The following is a 14,717-nucleotide window of genomic DNA, read 5'->3' as shown; positions in this document are numbered from 1 at the left end:
GGAAAAGCAGGGGTTCCCTCAAAAGGGAACGTGATATAGTCTAATCTGCATAGCGATATGCAGCAGTTCATCAGAGAACGGGTAAAGCTTTACGACCTTTATCGAATAAAAATGAGGATTAGGAACTTTCGGATGGCATCACCTCTTGGCTCTAGAAGGCATCCACTGGGAAACGGAAGAAGCCGTCGCATTTGCGGATAAATTATATGAAGAAATCGCCTACCACACCATCCGTTCTTCCATGGAGCTCGCCAAGGAAAAAGGCGCGTACCGTGAGTTTGAAGGCTCGGAATGGCAGACGGGGGAGTATTTCGAACGCAAAAATTACAGCAGCGACCGCTGGCATCAATTGCAGAGCGACATCACCCAAAATGGCGTCCGCAACGGCTGGATGATGGCGGTTGCGCCGAATTCATCGACCGCGAAAATCGGCGGCTCGACCGATGGCATCGATCCGCTTTACGCCGTCGAATACGCCGAAGAAAAGAAGAATTTCAAATTCAAAGTGACGGCGCCGGATCTCGACCACCGCACCTACGATTATTACCGCCGTTCGCGCCACGTGCTCGACCAGAAATGGAGCATCCGCCAGAACGCCGCCCGCCAGCGCCACATCGACCAGTCGATCAGCTTTAATTTCTATGTGCCGCATACGATCAAAGCGAAAGAGCTGCTCGGCCTGCATTTCGAGGCGTGGGAGCAAAACCTGAAGACGACGTATTACGTGCGCAGCACGTCACAGGCAGAAATCGAAGAATGCGAAGCTTGCCAAAGCTAAGGAGGAACCGCCATGACGATCCACACACCGCTGAAAAAGATCAAACTGCTCAATCCCGAGCAGCCCAATAAATCCACCGGCATCCTGAACGGCCAATCGTCCGGCCTGCTGAATTGGAACGATATCGCGTATCCGCAAATGTACGATATGTACCAAACGCTTTTGTCGAACTTCTGGAAAGCGCAGGAAATCAATATGCAGGACGACATCAAGCAATGGGATCTACTCAGTGTGACCGAACAGGATGTCTTCCTGCGCATCAATACGCAGCTGGCGTCGCTCGACAGCCTGCAGACGCCGACGATGAGCCAGGTCATGGACTATGTCACCGATTCGAGCTTCAAAGCGATTTTTGCGGTCATTTCCCAGCAGGAGGCGGTCCACAACGAATCGTATTCGTATATTTTGAGTTCGCTCGTGCCGATCAGCGAGCAAAATGCGCGCTTCGACCAAGCGAAAAGCGATCCGATTGTCCGCAAGCGCAACGAATTGATCCTGGATGCTTACGAAGCGTTCAGGGAAGACCCGACACCGCAGAATTTATTCCGCCTCAGCGTCAATTCCATCAATTTGGAAGGGATCTATTTCTACGCTGGCTTCGCATTCTTCTACCATTTGGCGCGCCAGCAGAAAATGCTCAAGACCAGCACGATGATCAGCTATATCCAGCGCGACGAGATGCAGCACGCTTATTTCATCGCGCAATTTATCCGGATCTTGTTGACGGAAAACCCGGAGCTGAATTCGGACGACAATATCGCGTACGTCTACGAAGCGGTCGGAGCGGCCGTCGAACTCGAAAAGGAATGGGCGCGCTACATCCTGGCTGACATCCAAGGGCTCGACCTTATTGAATTCGAAGGCTACGTCGAATACTTGGCCAATAAACGCCTGCGTCAGCTCGGGCTCGATAACCTCTATGCCGAGCGCGACAACCCGATGCCGTGGATCCAAGTTTTCGGCGACGGCATGATGAATGACACAAAATCCGATTTCTTCGAACAGAAATCCCGGACCTACTCGAAAGTATCGCAGTCGAATGGCTTCGACGAATTATAAGCCGCGAGTCGCCATCGTTTATGCGTCGGCTACCGGCAACACGAAAGCCGCAGCGGAAATCCTACAGCACATCTGCCGTCAAACGCAGGTGCCCGTAAGCATTTTCGCAATAAACGACTTTCCGCTTGCCGAACTCTCTCGTTACGACGTTGTTGTCATCGGCACCTACACATGGGGCAGCGGCGAGATTCCGAAAGAGCTGCGCGGCTTGTTCACTGCTTTTGAAGAACTCGGCCACAAAAAGCTGGTGACAGCTGTGTTCGGTACGGGCGACAGCTGCTACGCTGAATTCTGCGGCGCCGTCGACCGCTTCCGGGACATGCTTTTTGTCCATACGGAACTGGCGGCCACGCTAAAAGTGGAGCTGATGCCGCAAGATCTGGATTATCCGCGCTTCGAGAAATTGGCAGCAAGCATCGAAGCCAGCTGGCAAAAAGTGATGCTTACCGCAACGAATTAAATAATCATGTCAAAAAAGTGCTTTTCAATCGGAAAGCACTTTTTTGATCGAGATTTTTTCGGCTGTGGAGAGTTAATTAAAATAAAAGATCGATTAATAAAACTAAAAATTCAGAAAAATACTGTTAGAATAGGTGATATAGAAGAACATAAACGAAGGAGGGATTGAAATGGACATAGCAGGAAAGGTGGCCGTCGTCACCGGCGCGGCGTCCGGGATTGGTTTGGCGACTGCAAAAGCGCTCGTGGCAAAAGGCGCTAAAGTGGTTGTCGCTGATATTCATGCAGAAGGCGGGCGGGCCGCTGCAAAGGAACTTCAAGACACCGGAGCAGAAGTGGAATTTATTGAATTCGATGCCGCGCAGGAGGATTCCGTCGCGAACCTGATAGCGAAAACAGTCGAAGCTTTTGGGCGGATTGATATTATGGTCAATAATGCCGGAGTTCGCGCGCTCAGTGAAACGCATCTGCTTGCGTACGAGGATTACCGGAAAGTCATTGCGGTTAACCAGGATGGCGTGTTCTTCGGCTCGAAACACGCCATCCGCGAAATGCTGAAAACCGGAGGCGGTGCGATTGTCAACACAGCATCGATCTTGGGAACAGTAGGAGAGGGAAGTGCTTTTGCCGTCACGGCTTCTAAAGGGGCAGTGAAAATGATGACAAAATCGTTGGCTCTTCAATATGCGGACAAAAACATTCGAGTGAATGCGGTAAGCCCGGGTTATATTGAAACGGGTATGACAAATCGCCGTATATTAAGCCCCGAAGCTTATGACAGGGCAGTAGCCAAACATCCGATCGGGCGCTTAGGACGGCCCGAAGAAGTCGCTCATGCCATCATCTTCCTGTGTGAAAACGAGTTTGTCACAGGGGCGACAATCATGGTTGATGGCGGATACACAGCGCAGTAAAGGGGTAAAGAACTAGTAGCAACGAAACTTCTGAAGGGAGGACGAGTTTATGGCAATCGATAAATGGTGGAAAGTCGGTGCAGCGGCATTGCTGTCCGTGAGTATGTTAGCAGCTTGCGGCAACGGCGGCGATTCAGATGAAGAAAACAACGACTCGGAACAAATGGATGGCAATGAAGAAGAGGAAGATGATGACGACGATTGAACTTTTATGGTGAAAAGGCAGCCGGCTAATGGATAGCTGGCTGCTTTTTGTGAAGTGAGGCGACGTTACTTGCAGCAGACACCGGTAAAGGAGAATCCGGAAAAAAACGTGGAATTGAGATAAGAAAGATCCGAAAATCCAGCGTGAGGAAAGGAGCCATCATGGGCATCGAGACGATCGACGATTACATCCAGCAAGCACCTGCAGACGTACAGGAGATTTTGCAGAAGCTGAGGCGCGTCATCCAGGAAGAAGCGCCGGAAGCCAAAGAGACCATCAGCTATCAACTGCCGACATTTATGCTGAACGGCAATCTGGTGCATTTTGCAGCATTCAAGAACCACATCGGGTTTTATCCTGTGCCAAGTGGCATTACAGCCTTTCAGCAAGAGCTCGCCCCGTACAAACAAGGAAAAGGATCCGTTCAGTTTCCGCTCGACCAGCCGATGCCGTATGACTTGATCCGCCGGATTGTCCGGTTTCGGGTGGCTGAAAACCTTGAAAAAGGGAAGAAATGACGTCACGAAGTGAAGCAGGCCAGCTGTAAATGCAGCTGGCCTTTTTGTTTGCAGAATACGGAGTTTGTTTGCAGAATACGGAGTTTGTTTGCAGAATACGGAGTTTGTTTGCAGAATACGGAGTTTGTTTGCAGAATACGGAGTTTGTTTGCAGAAAACCAGCTTTACTTGCATCATGCGATATCCCGCATTCCTAGCAGTCCGACAATAATAATTCTCTTACTATTTCGAAGCAGGTATAATAAAAGCACGTGAACTATAGAAAAATGAGGTGCGCCATGATTGTCGTCATCGATAACCACGATTCATTCACATATAATCTTGTCCATTATTTCCACCAATTCGATTCGGATGTGCGGGTTTTTCAAAATGGCCAAACGGATGCGGCGCAACTGAAAGAGCTGGCGCCGGATCTTTTGGTGCTGTCGCCGGGACCGGGACGCCCGGTTCAGCAAGGTGCCACGCGAGAAGCGTTGGAATCGCTGAGCGGGACCATTCCCATTCTTGGCGTATGCCTGGGCCACCAGACGCTTGTCAAACATTTCGGCGGACGCATCACCAAAGGGCAGCAGCCGATGCACGGCAAAGTGTCGCTCATCACGCATGACGGAAGCGGCTTGTTTGCGGGCATCCCTTCGCCGGCGAAAGTGACGCGCTACCACTCGCTGATTGCAGACAAAGAGTCGATGCCGTCCTGCCTGAACATCACAGCGCTCAGTGAAGACGGTGTCGTGATGGCGGTGCAGCATCGGGACTTGCCGGTCGCCGGCATCCAGTTCCATCCGGAATCGATTTTGACGGCTGACGGTTTTGCGATGCTGAAAAACTGCTATGACGATGCGCTTGCCTGGAAATCGGCAAAACAAGGAGGTGCGGAAAATGTACAACCCTCACCTAGTGTATGAGTTTCGCAATGCTGAAGGGAACATAGAGCCAATCTTCTTTACGGAGCCTGTAAAGGTGCTGGAAACTCACGATTTGCAAGACATCCCGCGCATCATGGAGGAAATCGAAAAAGCGCTGGCGCAAGGTTTTTACGCGGCGGGTTATGTGTCCTACGAAGCGGCGCCGGCATTTCAAGCAGAAATGCAAGTAAAGGCGGGCGCAGAAATGCCGCTCATCTGGTTCGGTATTTTCCGGCAGCCGAAAGCGCCAGAACCGGAGCCTGCAGCGGAGCCTTACCGGGTTTCCTCTTGGCGGATGGCGAGTTCAGAAGACCAATACAAAAAAGGCATTGCGGATATTAAAACCGCCATCGAAGAAGGGCACACGTACCAAGTCAACTACACAGAGAGGCTCCATGCATCGTTCAGCGGCAGCGACCGGTCATTTTACCGCCAGCTTGCCCGCAATCAGCAGGCAGGATACGGCGCTTATTTGAATTTGGGCCGCTACCGCATTTTGTCGGCTTCCCCGGAGCTGTTTTTCCGTGTGCAGGATGGCCGGTTGACGACAAAACCGATGAAAGGGACAGCGGCGAGAGGGCGCAATTTGGCTGAAGACCGGGCGAAGGCGCAGCAATTGCTCGCTTCAGAAAAAGAGCGGGCGGAGAATCTGATGATTGTCGATCTGCTGCGCAATGACATGAGCCGGCTTGCCGAAAGCGGCACGGTCCAGGCTTCCAAGCTGTTTGAAGTTGAGGCTTATCCGACGGTTCTTCAGCTGACCTCGACCATTGAAGCTGACCTCGTTCCGGGACTTACAGTGTATGACTGGTTCAAAGCGCTGTTTCCATGCGGTTCGATCACCGGAGCGCCGAAAATCAGTACGATGCAATTTATTGCCGCGCTCGAACAATCGCCGCGTGAAGTGTATTGCGGAGCAATCGGTTTTATTACCCCTGAAAAAAATGCGGTGTTCAGCGTGCCGATCCGCACGGTCGTCGTGGATGCGGAAAAAGGAAATGCGCAATATGGGGTAGGGGGCGGCATCACGTGGGATTCGACTTCCGAAGGGGAGTTCGAGGAATTGTACGCCAAAGCGAAAGTGCTGACAGCCGAGCGGCCTGAGTTCAGCCTGCTGGAGTCGCTGAAATTGGAAGATGGCGTTTTCCCGCTCCTGCCTTACCATCTCAACCGCTTGGAGGCATCCGCCAAATACTTTGGCTTCCCGGCAGATCTGGCGAAAGTGGAGCAGAGGCTGGCAGCGTGTGCCGAGGCTCATCCGCAAGGGCTTTATAAAGTCCGGCTGCTGGTGGACAAGATGGGTGGGGCAGTTGCCGAAGCTCAGCCGCTGCAGCCGACTACAGGCCGACTGAAAGCGGTGCTTGCCAAGGAGCCGGTTGATTCTTCCAACCCGTTCCTCTTCCATAAGACAACGCACCGCAAAGTTTACGATGAGGCTCAGCAAGATGCCGACACGGCTTTCACCGCGCTCTTATGGAATGAAAACGGAGAACTCACTGAGTTCACAATCGGCAATCTGGTTGTGGAAAAGGATGGCCGTTTTTTCACCCCGCCGGTTGAAAGCGGGTTGCTTGCCGGCACGTTCCGGCAGCAGCTGCTCGACAACGGCAACATTGAAGAGCGCATTGTCCGCAAAGACAGCCTCGCAGAATGGGACGCAGTCTGGTTCATCAATGGCGTTCGCGGCTGGGTGGAAATAGACATTGGAATTCCAGTGAAAACGCAATAAAGTGGTATAAAAAACAACGTAAAGTCAAATAAACGATATTTTTATGTATAATTAATTAGGTATATTAGCTTTACTTTTTACCCGCGATTGTGTATTCTTCGGTTAGAGGAACACCTCTTTATTTACACATGCCATCAAGCGGCCTATAAACTGATTTTCATATAAAGTGGTTGAATGTTCCGGACGATAGTGCCGGTAACAGCGCCAAGAAGGATGTAAGCATTCTTTTTGGCGTTTTTTTTATTTTTAAAACTGCTGCTGAAATTTTTGCACAAGACAATGAAAGGGTGGATCAATATGCAGCGCATCGAAAAGATTGCGGAAAAAGTGGGGCATTTATTGGACGCGGAGACGGAAATCGAATTGGATTGCTGTCTGGTCAGGAAAGAACGGACGCTTCAAATACAATCCAATCAGCATTGTTTTACTTGCAAATTGGACCTGGATATTTCGTTCAAGCATTTGAAGGAAGATGGGACAGCAGTCAATAAGGCGGAAATCTGCTTGCTGCCGGAAGAATTCACGGATTTTCTGAAAATCCTGCGGAGCCATCCGATTCCGTTGCCAACGGACTATTCACAATGGCTGGAAGAAAACCCGAACCTGATTTGTGTACATCTGGAATCGAAAGAGCCGCCGGAGCATTTTGCAGAACGGCTGGCCACTGCGTTGCAATCCTTGAACCAAGTAGACCGGGAAGTATTTTTCATGTAAGACTCATTGAATATCAAATATTCTGAAAATAAATGTTATAATGGGAGGGTGAGAAATTTTAAATCATAAGGAGGCAGATTGGATGGATTTACAAGGCAAAGTGGCAGTGGTGACAGGCGGCGCATCTGGCATCGGGCTGGCAACCGCAAAAGCGTTTCTGGCTAAAGGGGCGAAAGTGCTGGTGGCTGATTTCAATGAAGAAGGCGGCCAAGCCGCAGTTGAACACATGAAAGAGCATAGCGGCAGCGTCTCATTTTTAAAAGTGGATGTGTCCCAGGAAGAAGCTGTACAAAACTTGGTGGCGGAAGCGGTCAGCCAATACGGCCAGCTCGATATCATGGTCAATAACGCGGGCATCGGTTCTCTTGGCGAAACCCACGAGCTGACGTACGAAGATTACCATAAAACCATCGCAGTCAATCAGGACAGCGTCTTTTTCGGTTCCAAACATGCTGTCCGGGAAATGATGAAAACCGGCGGTGGAGTCGTCATCAACACTTCTTCGATTCTCGGAAGCGTCGGGGAAGGCGGCGCATTTGCGTATAATGCTTCCAAAGGGGCGGTCAATTTGATGACCAAATCACTTGCCCTTCAATACGCCAGCAAGAATATCCGCGTCAACGCAGTCGCTCCTGGATATGTCGAGTCAGGCATGGTCAGCCGTGATGCGCTCGGACCGGAATTCTATGATGCCTTGGTGGCAAAACATCCGATCGGCCGTCTCGGCCAGCCGGAAGAAATCGCCCATGCCATCGTCTTCCTTTGTGAAAATGAATTTATGACAGGCACGACCATTTTGGTCGACGGCGGATATACAGCTCAATAATACGAGAATGAAGAGAGCCTGATTGGGCTCTTTTTTTCATTTTATAGACAACAAGAACTTAATAGTAAATGATTTAAATATTAAATCTAAATATTCAAAATAGTATTGCAAATAAAAAACAATAAGAATATACTATAAAAAAATCAGCAAGGGAGGGATTGCAATGAATCAAAGTGTTAACAGTTTACAGTTAACTTTTGAAAATCGAGTCGCAATCGTCACTGGAGCGGCACATGGAATCGGGCGCGCCATTTGCAGGGAGCTCGCTGTCCGGGGGGCAGCCGTAGCGGCGGCCGATATTCTTGGGCATTCCCTCTTGGAAACGAAAGAAGAAGTGGAAGGAGCGATTGCAGCATCCGCTTCCTCCGGATCAATCAATACATATATTTGCGACGTGACAGATTCCGTCGCAGTAAACAACTTTGTGGAAAAAGCCGCAGCCAGCTTTGGCAAAATCGACATTCTCATCAATGTTGCCGGCGGCGTAGCCGGGCAAGTCCACCAGGCCATTGAAGAGGTGTCCGATGAGCAATGGGAAAAGGTCATCGATATTAACCTCAAATCGGCTTTTTATATGGTGCGGGCAGTGGCGCCGCATATGAAAAAAGAAGGCTACGGCCGGATTGTCAATATTTCAAGCGGTGCAGGCCGCAGCAGCAGTTTAACCGGCATACAAGCCTACACCAGCGCGAAAGCAGGACAGATCGGATTTTCCCGCCAAATGGCGAGGGAACTGGGTCGATACGGCATAACCGTCAACAATGTGGCCCCTGGATTTGTCTTATCCAACCCTTCCACTGAAAGGCAATGGGGTGCAATGAACAGCACCCAGCAGGAGAATCTGATCGAATCCATTTCACTCAAAAGGCTGGGCACAGCGGAAGACATAGCTCATCCGGTTCTCTTTTTCGCATCAGACTTTTCCCAGTATGTAAGCGGCCAAGTGATTTCGGCCGATGGTGGACTACAACTTTTCTAGGAGGGCACATAATGGCAATTACGATTATCGGAGCCGGAGCAATCGGGGGAGTGTTGGGCGCATACCTTTCGCGTGCGGGGGAAGAGGTCATATTCTGTGACGTCGCCGAAGAGCATGTCAACAAGATCAATTCAGATGGGCTGACGATTGAAGGGCTTGAAGAAACCTTTACAGTGAAAGCCGAAGCTTTCACGCCGGAACAGCTCGTCGAAAGGCGCCAGCCGCTGAGCACGGTTTTCCTGTGCGTCAAAGCCCATCACACAGAAAAAGCGCTGACGCCTTTGCTGCCTCTTTTGACTCCTTCTTCTGAAGTGGTTTCGCTGCAGAATGGACTTTGCGAACGACGGATTTCGAAGATGATCGGAGCCGAACGCACAATCGGCTGCTTCGTCAATTTCTCGGCAGATTATATCGAACCGGGAAAAATCCTGTACGGCGGCGTTGCTTCCCTTTACCTGGGCGAATTGGACGGGCGTATTTCACCGCGCATCTTGGCATTAAAAGACAAACTTCAAGTATGGGGTCCTGCAGAAGTGACTGACAATATTTGGGGTTTTCTTTGGGGCAAGATGTCCTATGCAGGCTTGTTATATGCCACCGCACTTGTTGACGAAACAATGGCCACAGTGGTGCGGCGGCGTGATTTGCGCGGTATGCTCATGGAATTATGCGCAGAAATCCTGGAGACAGCCGACCGGGAAGGGGTGCAGCCGCTCGGTTTTGATGACTGGGAACCGTCTTTGGTCTATCCCCGTGAAACAAGGTACCCGGAAAAGCTGGATGCTCAGCTGGAGAAACTGGCCGGCAGGATGGATGCCAATAAAAAGCAGAAAAGCGGGATATGGCGTGATTTAGCTGTCCGCAAACGGAAAACAGAAGTGGATGCCCAATTGGTGCCGATTCTGGAAATCGGACAAAACCACGGAATCGAAATGCCGCTGCTGGCAGCATTGATTGAAGCCATAAAAGAGATTGAATTCGGCGTTAGGCCGATGGGATGGGGAAATTTATACGAAATGCAGGAGATCTACGAGACATTGCCGGCAAGGGCGAGCCGGCTATAGGAGTGAAAGAGATGATTATCCCAGACCAAAGAACCTTATCGGACGATGTAGCAAAAATCATCAGGAAAATGATCTTGAACGGTGAATTGCAGGCGGGCAGTTGGATCAACCAAGCGCAGCTGGCAGAAAAATTCAGTATTTCAAGAGGGCCGATCCGGGAAGCGTTAAAGCTTCTGCAAAATGAAGGGTTGATCAAACACGAGACCAATAAAGGGACGTTCGTGGCGACTTTGTCTCAGCAGGATGCCTTTGAAATCTATACCTTGCGCGCCTTGCTGGAAGGGGAAGCGGCGCAATTGGCATTGCCGCATTTGACGGACAAGGATATGAGCGAACTGGAAGGCTATATTGAACAGTTTACGGAGGCGATGGAAGACCATGATATAGAACGGCAAGTCCAATGCGACATTCTGTTTCATGGCAAAATCGTAGCGGCATCCAAGCATAACCGGCTCATCAGCATCCATAAGCATCTCGATACCCAAGTCGGGGTCATGTATTTGACCGTAGCCAATCGGGTGCCGATGCGGGTGGAGCAAGTGGTGCAAAATCATCGGGTGCTGCTGGATGCGCTCCGCACCCGCAATAAAAAGAAAATCCAAAAAGCATTTTCGGATCATTACACAGCGGCGCTGAAGGATTTATCAAAAATGCCATCAACCCAAGACTGAAAAGGCGGTGGAAGTATGCTGTTGGACGTAAAAAATATGTCACTGTCGCTGAAACGGGCGGGGAAATATTCACCGATTCTTGAAGACCTCTCTTTTCAAGTGAAACAAGGTGAAACTTTAGGGATTGTAGGGGAATCGGGCTGTGGAAAAAGCATGACGGCGTTGTCATTGATGCAGTTGCTGCCGGATAAAGCACGCCTCACGGGCGAAGTGGATCTGCAAGGGGAATTGATTTCCGTTTATTCCAAAAGGCGGCTTGAAAAAATCAGAGGCAATCAAATGTCGATGATTTTCCAAGATCCGCTGACTTCGCTGAACCCGCTGCAAACAATTGGTACGCAAATCGAGGAATCGCTTATCCTCCATACGAAAAAGAGCAAGGAGGAACGGCGGAGCCGAGTGCTGCAATTGCTGAAGGCTGTTGGTTTGCCGCGTGCAGAAGAGTTGATCGATGAATATCCGCACCAGTTATCAGGCGGCATGCGGCAACGGGTGATGATAGCGATAGCCATGGCCTGTGAGCCCCAGCTATTGATTTGTGACGAGCCGACAACGGCGCTGGATGTAACCATCCAGGCCCAGATTTTGGAATTGATGAACGAAATTAAACAGCAGACGAATATGGGCATTATCATGATTACCCACGATATGGGCGTTGTCGCCGAAGTTTGTGACCGGGTGTTGGTCATGTATGCCGGAAAAATCGTCGAAGAGGCGCCAGTCATTGAATTATTCCAAAACCCGAAACACCCTTATACGCAAGGGCTCTTGGCATCGATACCGAAGCTCGGCGAGCGCAAGAAAAAACTGGGATCGATTCTGGGCACTGTCCCCACGCCAGGAAGCATGCCGGTGGGCTGCCGTTTTGCCGACCGCTGTCCACATGTAATGGATGTCTGCCGAAATGTGACCCCTGCCATGATCCGCATCAAAGAAGATCATCAAACTGCCTGCTGGCTCTACGATGAAAAGGAGGGGACGGCGAATGGCTCTGCTGGAAGTAAGCAACTTGAAACAGCATTTCACCACTAAAAAAGGGTTTTTAGGAGAAAAGACAATCGTCAAAGCGGTAGATGGCGTGTCGATCACAATAGAGGAAGGCAAAACATTGGGTGTTGTCGGGGAATCTGGCTGCGGCAAATCCAGCCTGGGACGTTCGATTCTGCGTTTGGTGGAACCCACGGAAGGCAGCATTAAGTTCGAAGGGGAAGAAATCGTAGGCATGTCTGCTAAGCGGTTGAAGGAATTGCGCAAAGAAATGCAAATCGTCTTCCAGGACCCTTATGCTTCGCTGAACCCAAGGCGGACGGTGCGCCAAATTCTTGAAGCGCCGCTCATCATCCACGGTGTCGGCGATAAAAGGGAGCGAAAAGAGCTGATCGAGAATTTGTCGGGGAAAATCGGTTTGCGGAAAGAGCAGCTCAGCAATTATCCCCATGAATTTTCAGGCGGGCAGCGCCAACGCATCGGGATTGCCAGGGCATTGGCGCTCAATCCGAAATTGATCATCGCCGATGAGCCGGTTTCAGCGCTCGACGTCTCTGTTCAATCGCAGGTGCTCAATTTGATGCTCGAATTGCAGCAGGAGATGAATCTCAGCTATATGTTCATTTCCCATGACTTGTCCGTTGTGCAGCATATCTCGGATAAAGTAGCGGTGATGTATCTAGGGAAAGTTGTTGAAATCGCTGATGTCGGAAAGGTTTACGATACGCCGATGCATCCTTATACGCAGGCGCTGCTTTCTGCACTGCCGGTTCCGGATCCGACCCGTATAAGAAGCCGCATCATCCTTCAAGGCGATTTGCCAAGCCCGTCCAATCCGCCGAGTGGCTGTACATTCCACACAAGATGCCCGATGGCGACGAAGGAATGCGCAGAAATTGTGCCGCCGCTGGAAGAAAAAGCACCAGGCCATTTTGCGGCATGCATCCACGTGTAAATCTCTAGCTCTTTTCTGGACAAGGAATGACAGTTTCATCAATTTGCTCGAGGAAATGGTAACAGCTTGAATGGAAATGGAGGGGGACAGCTTAATGGACGCCTTGCGCTTTATCGGTAAACGCTTGCTGCTGATGATTCCGATACTGATCGGCATCAGTATTTTGACTTTCGCTATCTCAAATACCATCCCGGGAGATCCCGCTCGGTTGATCTTAGGCCCGAAAGCTACTCCGGAAGGGCTCGAAGCGCTGCGGGAAGACATGGGGCTGAACGATCCGCTTTATGTCCAGTACGGAAATTACATGGCAGGAATTTTTCAAGGAGACCTTGGGAAAAGTACTTATTCCCAGCGCCCCGTCGTGGAGGATCTGCTCAGATATTCACCTGCCACATTTGAGCTGACGATGTTCGCGATGTTCATCACGCTGGTGGTCGGGATCCCGTTTGGCGTCATCAGCGCCAGCAGGAAAGACAGGATCGCCGACCAGTTCACCCGGGTCTTCGCTTTGATCGGCGTCGCGATGCCTGCATTCTGGCTGGGCTTGCTGCTGCTGCTATTTTTCTATTTGAAACTGGGCGTGCTGCCGGGTTCAGGAAGGCTGGACGGCGGCATGTCGCCTCCGGAATATATAACCGGCATGTATACGATCGATGCGCTGTTGACCGGGAATTGGCCAGTGCTTTATGCAGCGGTCATGCACATGATTCTGCCGGGCATCACACTTGCGGCGGTGACGGTCGGGATGATCACACGGATGACGAGGTCGAGCATGCTTACTGTGCTCCAGAGCGATTATATCCGGACGGCTTTTGCAAAAGGGGCCCCGGAGAACCGGGTGCTTTATGGACATGCGCTTCGCAACGGCATTATGCCGGTCATTACGCTTCTTGGAATGGCATTCGGCCATGCGCTGGGCGGCAGTGTCCTCGTGGAAGCGGTATTTTCGTGGCCCGGCCTCGGCCAATACGCGGTCAACGCCATCAACTACTTGGATTTTCCCGCTGTCATGGGCGTCACTTTGCTTATAGCGGTCATGTTCATCATCGTCAATTTGATTGTTGATACCTTGTATTTTTTCATCGATCCGCGTTTGAAGCATAACTAAGGAGAGTGATCGAGTTGGTGCGAAGAGTAACAAGCAGCCCGTTGACAATGCTCGGGCTCTTCATAGTAGTGATCATCCTGATAGCGGCATTATTTGCGCCGGCCATTGCAACGCACAGCCCGACCGAGGTGGATCTCGTAAGCAAATTGGAGGCGCCGAGTGCAGAGCATTATTTCGGCACCGATGAAGTAGGGAGGGATATTTTCAGCCGCATCATCTACGGCACACGAATTTCGCTTCGCATCGGCCTATTGGTGGTGCTGATCGCGTTCCCAATCGGCACGATTCTCGGTGCGATTGCCGGTTATGCAGGCGGCCGCATCGACCAAGTCATCATGCGGATTACCGATGTCTTTCTATCATTTCCCGGCATTATTTTGGCGATGTCCATTGCGGCCGCACTTGGGCCGTCAATTGAAAACGTTATGCTCGCACTCGCTGCCACCTGGTGGCCGTGGTATACGCGGATTGTCAGGTCATCGGTGATGTCAATCAAGCATTCAGAATTCATCGAGGCTTCCCGGGCGCTCGGGGCGAATCCTTTCCGGATTCTGTTCAAGGAAGTAATCCCGAACTCGATTGCTCCGGCAACCATCCAGGCTTCCCTTGACCTGGGATTTGTCATCTTGTCTGCAGCGGGCCTCAGTTTCATCGGTCTCGGTGCACAGCCGCCTTCCCCTGAATGGGGCGCGATGCTGGCGAATAGCCGCGAAATATTGCGGGAAGCTTGGTGGGCGGCAACTTTCCCGGGCTTGGCAATCTTATTTACCGTACTCGGATTCAACCTGCTCGGCGATGGTCTGAATGACGTCATGGATCCTAAGCAGCGCTAAGCCGCACGTGAAT

Annotated in this window: 16 protein-coding genes and 1 pseudogene; all 17 read left to right on the top strand. The window is 50.9% G+C overall.

From position 1 onward, the window contains the following. Window positions 1-115 precede the first annotated feature (115 nt). Window positions 116-778, top strand: a pseudogene (locus EGV91_RS07050) (ribonucleoside-diphosphate reductase subunit alpha); the annotation flags it as partial. 12 nt (window positions 779-790) lie between these two features. Then, the gene (locus tag EGV91_RS07045) at window positions 791-1,837 is read left to right on the top strand and encodes a ribonucleotide-diphosphate reductase subunit beta (protein WP_135502074.1); all 1,047 of its coding nucleotides are present in this window, start codon (window positions 791-793) and stop codon (window positions 1,835-1,837) included. Further along, complete coding sequence (locus tag EGV91_RS07040) at window positions 1,818-2,297, top strand: flavodoxin domain-containing protein (protein ID WP_135502072.1); 480 nt, start codon at window positions 1,818-1,820, stop codon at window positions 2,295-2,297. The genes EGV91_RS07045 and EGV91_RS07040 overlap by 20 nt, the downstream gene beginning before the upstream one ends. Window positions 2,298-2,466: 169 nt before the next feature. Beyond that, entirely contained in the window at window positions 2,467-3,210 is a 744-nt protein-coding gene (locus tag EGV91_RS07035) for an SDR family NAD(P)-dependent oxidoreductase (protein ID WP_135502070.1), read from the top strand. Between the two features lie 49 nt (window positions 3,211-3,259). After that, a complete protein-coding gene (locus EGV91_RS17115; protein WP_158290586.1) occupies window positions 3,260-3,415 on the top strand; it encodes a hypothetical protein in 156 nt (51 codons plus the stop codon). Window positions 3,416-3,576: 161 nt separating this feature from the next. Further along, window positions 3,577-3,933: an iron chaperone gene (locus EGV91_RS07030; protein ID WP_135502068.1), complete on the top strand. Its 357-nt coding sequence runs from the start codon at window positions 3,577-3,579 to the stop codon at window positions 3,931-3,933. A 278-nt stretch (window positions 3,934-4,211) separates the two neighbouring features. Beyond that, entirely contained in the window at window positions 4,212-4,838 is a 627-nt protein-coding gene (locus EGV91_RS07025) for an anthranilate synthase component II (protein ID WP_135502066.1), read from the top strand. Then, window positions 4,813-6,567: an aminodeoxychorismate synthase component I gene (pabB, locus tag EGV91_RS07020; protein ID WP_135502064.1), complete on the top strand. Its 1,755-nt coding sequence runs from the start codon at window positions 4,813-4,815 to the stop codon at window positions 6,565-6,567. Before EGV91_RS07025 ends, pabB begins: the two co-directional genes overlap by 26 nt. Window positions 6,568-6,864: 297 nt before the next feature. After that, window positions 6,865-7,281, top strand: a complete 417-nt coding sequence (locus tag EGV91_RS07015) for a DUF1259 domain-containing protein (protein ID WP_135502062.1) — start codon at window positions 6,865-6,867, stop codon at window positions 7,279-7,281. 82 nt (window positions 7,282-7,363) lie between these two features. Continuing rightward, the gene (locus EGV91_RS07010) at window positions 7,364-8,107 is read left to right on the top strand and encodes an SDR family NAD(P)-dependent oxidoreductase (RefSeq protein ID WP_135502060.1); all 744 of its coding nucleotides are present in this window, start codon (window positions 7,364-7,366) and stop codon (window positions 8,105-8,107) included. A gap of 163 nt (window positions 8,108-8,270) precedes the next feature. Next, a complete protein-coding gene (locus tag EGV91_RS07005) occupies window positions 8,271-9,086 on the top strand; it encodes an SDR family NAD(P)-dependent oxidoreductase (protein ID WP_135502058.1) in 816 nt (271 codons plus the stop codon). Window positions 9,087-9,097: 11 nt separating this feature from the next. Next, a complete protein-coding gene (locus EGV91_RS07000) occupies window positions 9,098-10,150 on the top strand; it encodes a ketopantoate reductase family protein (protein WP_135502056.1) in 1,053 nt (350 codons plus the stop codon). Between the two features lie 11 nt (window positions 10,151-10,161). Continuing rightward, window positions 10,162-10,821 (top strand): GntR family transcriptional regulator, encoded by a 660-nt coding sequence (locus EGV91_RS06995; RefSeq protein ID WP_158290585.1) that lies wholly within the window; start codon window positions 10,162-10,164, stop codon window positions 10,819-10,821. 15 nt (window positions 10,822-10,836) lie between these two features. After that, window positions 10,837-11,853: an ABC transporter ATP-binding protein gene (locus tag EGV91_RS06990; RefSeq protein WP_135502052.1), complete on the top strand. Its 1,017-nt coding sequence runs from the start codon at window positions 10,837-10,839 to the stop codon at window positions 11,851-11,853. Next, the gene (locus EGV91_RS06985) at window positions 11,807-12,763 is read left to right on the top strand and encodes an ABC transporter ATP-binding protein (protein ID WP_135502050.1); all 957 of its coding nucleotides are present in this window, start codon (window positions 11,807-11,809) and stop codon (window positions 12,761-12,763) included. The genes EGV91_RS06990 and EGV91_RS06985 overlap by 47 nt, the downstream gene beginning before the upstream one ends. Before the next feature lie 94 nt (window positions 12,764-12,857). Next, entirely contained in the window at window positions 12,858-13,871 is a 1,014-nt protein-coding gene (locus EGV91_RS06980) for an ABC transporter permease (protein WP_135502048.1), read from the top strand. A gap of 17 nt (window positions 13,872-13,888) precedes the next feature. Beyond that, window positions 13,889-14,704 (top strand): nickel transporter permease, encoded by an 816-nt coding sequence (gene nikC / locus EGV91_RS06975; RefSeq protein WP_241666135.1) that lies wholly within the window; start codon window positions 13,889-13,891, stop codon window positions 14,702-14,704. Window positions 14,705-14,717 lie beyond the last annotated feature (13 nt).

This window comes from Planococcus koreensis (assembly GCF_004761975.1).
Classification (GTDB): Bacteria; Bacillota; Bacilli; order Bacillales_A; family Planococcaceae; genus Planococcus; species Planococcus koreensis.
Note: the sequence above shows the minus strand (reverse complement) of the source record. Positions and strands in the feature narration are given on the sequence as shown.